This is a genomic window from Streptomyces sp. NPDC051907, from assembly GCF_040681075.1.
Lineage (GTDB): Bacteria > Actinomycetota > Actinomycetes > Streptomycetales > Streptomycetaceae > Streptomyces.
Window position 1 is genome coordinate 37,997 of the sequence record NZ_JBFAYB010000077.1, and the last position, 7,416, is coordinate 45,412.

At 70.6% G+C, this 7,416-nt stretch carries 7 protein-coding genes; 4 read left to right on the forward strand and 3 right to left on the reverse strand.

Annotated features, from left to right (window positions below; translation table 11 throughout):
- Window positions 1-185 precede the first annotated feature (185 nt).
- The 3 genes from AB0M39_RS30725 to AB0M39_RS30735 form a co-directional block, all read right to left on the reverse strand.
- Window positions 186-653: a lamin tail domain-containing protein gene (locus AB0M39_RS30725; protein WP_365369372.1), complete on the reverse strand. Its 468-nt coding sequence runs from the start codon at window positions 651-653 to the stop codon at window positions 186-188.
- 554 nt (window positions 654-1,207) lie between these two features.
- The gene (gene fabV, locus AB0M39_RS30730; protein WP_365369374.1) at window positions 1,208-2,422 is read right to left on the reverse strand and encodes an enoyl-[acyl-carrier-protein] reductase FabV; all 1,215 of its coding nucleotides are present in this window, start codon (window positions 2,420-2,422) and stop codon (window positions 1,208-1,210) included.
- Window positions 2,423-2,752: 330 nt separating this feature from the next.
- The gene (locus AB0M39_RS30735) at window positions 2,753-3,211 is read right to left on the reverse strand and encodes an Lrp/AsnC family transcriptional regulator (protein ID WP_365369377.1); all 459 of its coding nucleotides are present in this window, start codon (window positions 3,209-3,211) and stop codon (window positions 2,753-2,755) included.
- Window positions 3,212-3,313: 102 nt separating this feature from the next.
- On the opposite strand from AB0M39_RS30735, the gene AB0M39_RS30740 reads away from it, so the two are divergent.
- The 4 genes from AB0M39_RS30740 (at window position 3,314) to AB0M39_RS30755 (ending at window position 7,404) form a co-directional block, all read left to right on the forward strand.
- On the forward strand, window positions 3,314-4,273 hold the full coding sequence (locus AB0M39_RS30740) for an SMP-30/gluconolactonase/LRE family protein (protein ID WP_365369379.1): 960 nt from the start codon (window positions 3,314-3,316) through the stop codon (window positions 4,271-4,273).
- Window positions 4,270-6,315: an NAD(+) synthase gene (locus tag AB0M39_RS30745; protein ID WP_365369389.1), complete on the forward strand. Its 2,046-nt coding sequence runs from the start codon at window positions 4,270-4,272 to the stop codon at window positions 6,313-6,315. Before AB0M39_RS30740 ends, AB0M39_RS30745 begins: the two co-directional genes overlap by 4 nt.
- A 312-nt stretch (window positions 6,316-6,627) precedes the next feature.
- A complete protein-coding gene (locus tag AB0M39_RS30750) occupies window positions 6,628-7,002 on the forward strand; it encodes a DUF4345 domain-containing protein (RefSeq protein WP_365369382.1) in 375 nt (124 codons plus the stop codon).
- Window positions 7,003-7,065: 63 nt separating this feature from the next.
- The gene (locus AB0M39_RS30755; protein ID WP_365369384.1) at window positions 7,066-7,404 is read left to right on the forward strand and encodes a DUF6183 family protein; all 339 of its coding nucleotides are present in this window, start codon (window positions 7,066-7,068) and stop codon (window positions 7,402-7,404) included.
- The last annotated feature ends 12 nt before the right edge of the window (window positions 7,405-7,416 follow it).

Consider the following 7,416-nt stretch of genomic DNA (forward strand, 5'->3'; position numbering starts at 1 on the left):
GGGGGGGGGGGCGGGCCGGCCCTGGCCGCAGCCCAGCAAGCGGCCGGCCGCCGCGGGGGCCCAAGCCCCCGCCCACCCCCCCGCAGCCGGGGGCCCGGGGCAGGTCAGCCTGCCCGGCGCACACGGTTCACACGGTTCGAGACGTCCGCTGTCGACGGGCGGACGGCCCGGTCACCCTTTCAGTGTCAGCGGCGGCGGTTCCAGGACTCGACGTCGACGACGTTGCCGCGGTCGTCGCGCAGGGTCGCCTTGTCGGAGCGGTTGCCCCAGATGTAGTCGTCGCGGTCCTGGTAGAGGTCGGTGCGGGTGTCGCGGCCCTCCCCGGTGTGGATGCGGACGGAGGAGTGGCCGCGGAGGCGGAAGTCGTCGAAGCGGTAGCGGTTGCCGTCGCGGTCGCGCAGCGTCCAGCCGTCCAGGTTCACCGAGCGACGGCCGTTGTTGGTGATCTCGACCCACTCGGCGTTCAGCGACCTGTTGGATCCGTTGTCACGGCCAGGGCTGTTGGCCTGCACGTCGCTGATCTCGACGCGCGAGTCCTGGCGGTGGCGGCGGTCGCCGTCGTGGGCGGACGCCGGCAGGGCGACGACCGTGACGACGGCGCCGGCGGCGAGGACGGTCGCCGCGATGCGGCGGGCGGTCGAAGAAGCAGACATAGGTGATGTCCCCTCAAGAACAGTGCCCCGCCCGCCGATACATCGGCGAGAGGCGGCAGTGCGGGTTCCCGGCCCGTGCTGGGCCGAGGACCACACTCTGAACCGCCCGCCGCGCTCGCCGGCAGGTCAAACGGACCGTGTTACGAATTACGGACATTTCCGTAACTGTCAGATGTATCAATCATGAATAGGGATACGGCGCGACCCTGACATTCACTGACCGCTACACCTATCCGTTCAATCATCAACAGTAAGCCCTTGCAAACTCCGACATACCACCCCATACGCTGACCTTGTAGGCCCGCTCTGCGCCGCCGAACTCCGTAACAACAGTTCTGCACGTTTCTTCACACACCAGCCCTTACATCGCAAACGCGTACGACACATCCCCTCCCGGTTTGTCGGCAATCACCCCCGGCGATCACCTCGGCGGTCACCCGGAAAAGCCGAGCGGCAGCCGGTGGTTGACGCTCCACGGGCTGCCGCTGGAAAAGCTGAGGGCCAAGTGACCTAAGTGGCCAGGGTGGTCAGAGTGGTCAGAGTGGTCAGAGTGGTCAGGGGGTCGGCTCGGGCCAGGGGACGTCGGTCTCGACGGGCGCGGCGTAGTCGACGCCGGGCACGGCGAAGCCGTACAGGCGGCGCACTTCGTCGTGGAACCAGCTCAGGGCGGCATGCTCGCCGATGGTGTCGGTGGTGGCCTTCTTCCACCGGTCGGCCACCTCGGCCTGCACGGAGTCGGCAAGCTCCCAGGTGTCCAAACGCACCCGGCTCTCGTCGTCGACGGTGAGCTGACGGGCTCCGGTGAGCTGGTCCCACAGGTCGGCGAGCTGCACGATCGGCGGGACCAGCGCGTCGCCGAGGACGCCGCGCAGCAGGCCGACGTAGAGGGCGATGCCGGGGACGGCGGTGGAGGACTGAGTGACGGCCGCGCCGTTGACGGAGGTCACCGCCCGTCCGCCGACCTGCTTGGCCAGACGCTCGTCGAGGGTGCGGGCGGTGACCTCCAAGTGGGCCTTCGCGGCGCCGATGGTGCCCTGGCGGTAGATCGCGGCGGTGAGCGGCGAGCCGATGTAGGAGAGGGCGGCGGTGGTGAAGCCGTCGGCGAGCTGGCCGCGGTCGGCGAGGTGGTCGATCCAGCGTTCCCAGTCCGCTCCGCCCATCACGGCCACGGTCTGCTCGATGTCGTCGCCGTCGGCCGGAGCGGTCTCCAACTCCGCCACCTCCGGGGCGCCCTGGCCGTCGAAGACGAGGGTCTTGGTCCGGTGGGGCTGCCCGATCGGCTTGAGCACGGAGGCGTAGACGACGCCGGTGTCCGGGTCGGTGCGCCGCGGCGCGGCCACCGAGTAGAGGAGGTAGTCCAGCCGGCCGCCGAACCGCTCCGCGAGCAGCTCGGAGACCTGCTCCTTCATGGCGTCGCCGAAGGCGTCGCCGTTGAGGAAGAGCATGTCCCGGCCGTGCTTGCGGGCGAGTTCGGCGGTGGCGGCGGTCCGGTACCAGCCGGCTGTGGCGGTGCGCCGCTCGGTGGGCGCCTTCTCGAAGCACACCGCGATCCCGCGGATCCCCACACGGGCGAGCCCGGCGATCGCGGCGGCGAGTCCGTACCCGGCGGAGGAGCCGATCACGAGGGCGACCGGCCCGTCGCCCTCCGGGGCGGACGGCGGGGCCGGCACGGCGCTCCACATGTCCTGGACGACGCGTTCGCAGCCGGCGGGGTGGGAGTCGAGGAAGAGGAATCCACGGCTTCGTGGGTTGATGACGCGTTCGCTCATGGAGCCGTTCCTTGGGTCGTCGCGGACGAGGTCGCGGACACCACGAGTCGGGGCGCCGCACTCTGCGAGTCTCCGGCGAGGCGGCTACGCACTGCGACTGCGACCGGCACAGAGTTGGCGATCAAGGCTTGGAGGGTTTCCACCAGTACCAGCGGAAACAGGCGGACCACGCCTCTACGACTCCCTCGCACACCCTGTGCGGACAGTGACTCAAATGACAGAGACTCAGAAGGCGGAGCCTCAGAGGGCGGAGGCTCAGAGGGCGGAGGCTCAGAGGGCGGAGGCTCAAGAGCCAGCGGCTCAGGGGGCGGAGGCTCAAGAGCCAGCGGCTCAGGGGGCGGAGGAGTCAGGCCCCTGCGGGGAGACCGGCCGCTCGAAGAAGGTCTCCAGCACGATCGTGGCCTGCGTCCCGCTGACCCCGTCGATCGCGTAGATCCGGCGCAGCACGTCCTGGAGGTGCTCGGTGGTCGCGGTCCGCACCTTCACCAGAACCGACGCGCTGCCGGCGATGACGTGCGCCTCCACGATCTCGGGGAGGGCGGCGAAGTCCTTGGCCGAATCGCCCATCCAGGAGACCGAGTCGACCATCACATAGGCCAGGACAGCGCTCCCCACCGCCGCCGGGTCCACCTCCACGGTGGTGCGCCGGATCGCGCCGCGCTCCCGCAGCTTCCGCACGCGTTCATGAGCCGCCCCGGCGGAGAGGCCCACGGCCTGGCCCAGCGCGGCGTAGGACTGGGCGGCGTCCTGCTGGAGATGCGCCAGCAGGGCACGATCGATGTGATCCACGACTCTCCCTTCGGCATGTCCTTGCAGTGACAATATCTCATCCTACAATCTGCTCATCAAGCCGAATCAGGTTCGGAATGTGTCTGGATGGGAAGGACGCACATGACCAGCGAGCGCCCCGCGCTGTACGAGATGCTCGACGACCGGTTCCGCACCGGCCGGTGCATGAACGGCGACGACCGCCTGGAAGTCCTGTACACCGGCTGCCGCTGGGCCGAGGGACCGGTCTATCTGCCCGCCTGGCGGCAGGTGATCTGGAGCGACATCCCCAACGACCGGATGCTGCGCTGGGACGAGGAGACCGGCGCCGTCGGCGTCTTCCGCCGCTCCGCCGGGCACACCAACGGCAACACCCTCGACCGCGAGGGCCGTCTGATCACCTGTGAGCAGGGCAACCGCCGGGTGACCCGCACCGAGCACGACGGCACGGTCACGGTGCTCGCCGACCGCTGGCAGGGCAGGCGTCTGAACAGTCCGAACGACTCGACGGTGAAGTCCGACGGCTCGATCTGGTTCTCCGACCCGGACTTCGGCATCACCAGCGACTACGAGGGCTATTGCGCGGAGAGCGAGATCGGCTCCAACAACGTCTACCGGATCGACCCCGACGACGGCTCGGTGACCCTGGCCGCGGACGGCCTCGGCGCTCCCAACGGCCTGGTCTTCTCGGCCGACGAGCGGCAGCTGTTCGTCTCCGACACCCGGGCGGGCTACATCCGGGTCTTCGACGTACGCGAGGACGGCACACTGTCGGACGGCGAGATCTTCGCCGACGCCAGTGCCCGTGAGGGCGCCCGCTTCGACAACCTCCGCTTCGACGACGCCGGTCGGCTCTGGGCCGCCGCGATCGACGACGGAGTGCACTGCTACGACCCGGACGGCACGCTGATCGGGCGGCTCGACGTCCCCGAGAGGGTGTCCAACATCTCCTTCGGCGGCGCCAAGCGCAACCGTCTCTTCATCACCGCGGAGACCAGCCTCTACTCGCTGGTCATGGGCGTCACCGGCACACACCCCACCGGTCCGGGACGCAGGCCTTGGATGAGTTCGGAGTCCCGGTGAACTTCTGGTCGATCTATCAGCACGGCTTCGCTCGGGTCGCCGCGTGCACCGGCCATGCCGCCGTCGCCGATCCGCCCGCCAACGCGGAGGCGGTGCTGCGGCAGGGGCGCCGATGCGCGCAGGAAGGGGTCGCCGTCGCGGTCTTCCCGGAACTCTGTCTGACCGGCTACTCGATCGAGGACCTGCTGCTCCAGGACACGGTGCTCGACGAGGTCGAGGAGGCGCTGGAGGCCGTGGTGGCCGGGTCGGCGGAGCTGATGGCAGTGCTCGTCGTCGGCGCCCCGCTGCGCCATCGCCACCGGATCTACAACTGCGCGGTGCTGGTGCACCGCGGCCGGATCCTCGGCGTCGCGCCCAAGTCCTATGTGCCGAACTACCGGGAGCTCTACGAGCGGCGGCAGATCGCCGCGGGCGACGACGAGCGCGGCGGGACGATCAGGGTCGGCGGCGCGAGGGTGCCGTTCGGGGTCGATCTGCTCTTCGACGCGGAGGACGTCCCCGGTCTGGTGCTGCACGCGGAGATCTGCGAGGACATGTGGGTCCCGGTGCCCCCGAGCGCGGAGGCGGCGCTGGCCGGCGCGACCGTGCTCGTCAATCTCTCGGGCAGCCCGATCACGGTCGGCCGGGCCGAGGACCGGCGGCTGCTGTGCCGCTCGGCGTCCGCGCGCTGCCTCGCGGCGTACGTGTACGCCGCGGCCGGGCTGGGCGAGTCGAGCACCGACCTGTCCTGGGACGGCCAGACCATGATCTACGAGAACGGCGTCCTGCTGGCCGAGACCGACCGGTTCCCGCTCGACGACCAGTACGCGGTGGCCGACGTGGACCTCGACCTGCTGCGGCAGGAGCGGCAGCGGATGGGCACCTTCGACGACAACCGCCGTGCGCACGCCGCGCGTACGGACGGCTTCCGGCACATCGCCTTCCGGCTCGACCCGCCGACGACGGACCTCGGGCTCAAGCGCCGGGTCGAGCGGTTCCCGTTCGTGCCGGCCGACGCCGACCGCCTCGCCCAGGACTGCTTCGAGGCGTACAACATCCAGGTCTCGGCGCTGCAGCAGCGGCTCGCGGCGATCGGCGGACCGAAGGTCGTCATCGGGGTGTCCGGCGGCCTCGACTCCACGCACGCGCTGATCGTCGCCGCCCGGGCGATGGATCGCGTCGGCCGGCCGCGCAGCGACATCCTGGCCTTCACCCTGCCCGGCTTCGCCACCAGCGACCACACCAAGGGCAACGCCCACCGGCTGATGAACTCGCTCGGCGTCACCGCGGCCGAGCTCGACATCACCCCGACCGCACGGCTCATGCTCAAGGAGCTCGGCCACCCGTTCTCCTCCGGCGAGCCGGTGTACGACATCACCTTCGAGAACGTGCAGGCGGGGCTGCGCACCGACTACCTGTTCCGGCTGGCCAACCAGCGCGGGGGCATCGTGCTCGGCACCGGCGACCTGTCCGAGCTGGCGCTCGGCTGGTGCACCTACGGCGTCGGCGACCAGATGAGCCACTACAACGTCAACTCCGGCGTGCCGAAGACGCTCGTCCAGCATCTGATCCGCTGGGTCATCAGCAGCGAGCAGTTCGACGCGGAGGCCGGCCAGACGCTGGCCGCGATCCTCGACACGGAGATCAGCCCGGAGCTCGTGCCGGGAGAGGAACTGCAGCTGACGGAGGCGAAGATCGGCCCGTACGCGCTGCACGACTTCACGCTCTTCTACGTGCTGCGCCACGGCTTCCGGCCGTCGAAGATCGCCTTCCTGGCCTGGCACGCCTGGAGCGACCGAGCCGCCGGCGCCTGGCCGCCCAACTTCCCCGAGGCGAAGAGGGCGGCCTACGACCTGCCGGAGATCTGGCACTGGCTGGAGGTCTTCTGCCGTCGCTTCTTCGGGTTCGCGCAGTTCAAGCGGTCGGCCATGCCGAACGGCCCGAAGGTCTCGGCCGGCGGCGCCCTCTCGCCGCGCGGCGACTGGCGCGCTCCGTCCGACAGCACGGCGCGGGCGTGGCTGCGGGACCTGGCCCGCTGGGGCACTCCGGACGCCGGACGGTAGTCGCGGGGTCGGCGGCGATCTGCGCGGCGTGCTGCCGCCAGGGTGCTCGCGCAGGTCGATCTCCTCACCGGCGAGCGGTCGCCGTTCCGTCGCGTCCGCGCGGGCGCGGGCGCGGGCCGCGGCAATCCGATCGGGCTGGTCGCGGGCGCCCCGTGACCAGCCTTCTGGCATCCCGCCATGCGAGTGGGATAGCCGGCTGCGGTGCGGACGTTCCGCAGGGCCTCGTGGCTCGGCTGCCTATCGTGAGTCCGCTGGCCGAAGGTCGGCTCGATCGCCGCTCTCCGTGCCGCAGTACCGAGCGTAAGGACAACAGTGTCGTCCCTCTCCACTGCCGAGACTGTCGTCCGAGTCTGCCTGTTCGTGTTCGCCGCCATCGCTCTGACGGGTGGGGCGCTGCAGATGTACCTCGGCCAGCCGCACACCGCGCCGAGGCTCGACAACGTCCACCGCTTCATGGCGGGGGTGTACTTCGGCATGGGGCTCATCTGCCTGTGGGCCGGTCTCAACGTCCGCGAGCAGGGCGCCCTGGTGGACCTCTTGGCGTTGGGCGTGTTCCTCTCGGGCATCGGCAGGCTGGTGTCGATCCGCAGAGTGGGCCTGCCCGAGCCGACCGCGCTGTGGCTCGGGTATCTGTTCCCCGAACTGGTGCTGCCCTTCGTCGTGCTCATCGCCCACCACCTCGACTGAGCCGGCTGCTCCTCCTGCCCCCCTGGGGGCGGCCGGAACCCGCCGTGCGCAGGGTGACGGGCCGTGGCCGTCGACGTGCACGAGGCCGTCGTCGCCGCCGTGGAGGCGGGCGGCTGGGGCGACTGCGGGGCATGGGCCTTCATGCTGGACGAGGCGCTCGCACCCGACGATGTGCCCGCTCTGCTGCCGACCCTGCCCATGCCCTGCGTCGACGTCGGCCCCTCAGGTCGCTTCGAGATCGCCGTCCGGCCAGCGAGGCCGACGGCAGGCCGGGCAGGGACGCCTGGGCTCGTCTGCCGGTCGACTCGGGCGCGGCGAGTGGCCCCACGCCGCGACCCGGGCCCCCACCGGCCCCGGCGCCCCGGCGGGGACGCGGGCGGCCATGGCAGATCGACCCGCTGAAACGACATCGCC

Bases quoted from the DNA above. Each gene is read 5' to 3' on its own strand.
- fabV (WP_365369374.1), bottom strand. From the start codon at position 2,422: ATGAGCGAACGCGTCATCAACCCACGAAGCCGTGGATTCCTCTTCCTC.
- AB0M39_RS30725 (WP_365369372.1), bottom strand. From the start codon at position 653: ATGTCTGCTTCTTCGACCGCCCGCCGCATCGCGGCGACCGTCCTCGCC.
- AB0M39_RS30740 (WP_365369379.1), top strand. From the start codon at position 3,314: ATGACCAGCGAGCGCCCCGCGCTGTACGAGATGCTCGACGACCGGTTC.